The sequence below is a fragment of the Egibacteraceae bacterium genome (assembly GCA_040905805.1).
Lineage (GTDB): Bacteria > Actinomycetota > Nitriliruptoria > Euzebyales > Egibacteraceae > DATLGH01.
The window spans coordinates 13,745-14,893 of the sequence record JBBDQS010000011.1; the positions used below are offsets into that span (position 1 = coordinate 13,745).

Sequence of the window (1,149 nt, forward strand, 5' to 3'; positions counted from 1 at the left end):
CGGCGCGGCCCCGGCTCCTCACCGGGGAACCAGGGTGCGGCCTGCCGGCGGCCCCAGCACGGCCCCGGCGCACCGCGTGCGGCACCATGGACGGCCATGGCCTTCTCGCCGGCACGGTGGGTCGCCGGCGCCGCGCCGGCAGGACTGCCCGGCGTCGGGCGCCTCGCGCGCGGCGGCATGGGCCGGGTCTTCGGCCCGCCGCCGTTCGACCCGGCGGCCGACCGGGGTGACCCGGGCCTGCTCGGGGTCGACGCGGCCTCCTGGCGGGTCCTCGGGGAGCCCGCGGCCATCACCGGCGGCGTCCGTGCGCTGCTCGTCCAGCTGCTCCACCCCCACGCGATGGCCGGGGTGGCGGACCACTCCCGCTTCCGCGAGGACCCGCTCGGGCGGTTGCGCCACACCAGCGCCTACGTGACGGCGACGGCGTTCGGGTCCACCGCCCAGGCCCTGACGGCCGCCCGGGCGGTGCGCCGCGTGCACACAGCGGTGCGCGGCATCGCTCCCGACGGGCGGGCGTACCGTGCCGACGACCCGCACCTGCTCGCGTGGGTGTCGCTGGCGCTGACGTCGAGCTTCCTCGCCGCGGACCGGGCGTACGCACCCCGGCCAGCCGACCGCGCCACCGCCGACGCGTTCGTGGCCGAGCAGTCCCGGACCGCCGCGCTGCTCGACCCGCGGGTGGACCTGGGGGCGCTCGCCGCGGACCCCGGGGCGCTCGCGGCGCTGCGAGCGGGCACGCTGGCCCCGCCGATGGTCGCGGACGGCACCCTGCCGCTGACCATCGCCGACCTCACCGCCCGGGTCGAGGCCTTCCGCCCGGAGCTCGCCGTGGGCAGCCAGGGGCGAGAGGCGCTGCGGTTCCTCGCGTGGCCGTCGCTGCCGGTCGCGATGCGCACGGCCTACCTGCCGGTCCTCACCGGGGCGGTGTCGATCCTGGAGCCGTGGCAACGCCGGCTCCTCGGCCTGCCCGCCACCGGGATCGCGGCCTGGCCGCTGCGGGTGCACAGCCGGGCCCTGCTCGCCGCGTTCCGCCTGTCCATCGGCGTGTCGCCGTCGCAGGCGGCTGCCCGACAGCGGGCCGGGAGCCATGCAGACTCGTGAATCGCCGGAGCTCGCGGAGGGCGATTCTTACTGTGCAGGGTGGGGGGG

Annotated in this window: 1 protein-coding gene; it reads left to right on the forward strand. The window is 78.6% G+C overall.

Annotated elements, in window-relative coordinates:
• On the forward strand, positions 1-1,101 hold a 1,101-nt coding region (locus WD250_01990), incomplete at its 5' end, for an oxygenase MpaB family protein (protein MEX2618966.1).
• Between the last annotated feature and the right edge of the window lie 48 nt (positions 1,102-1,149).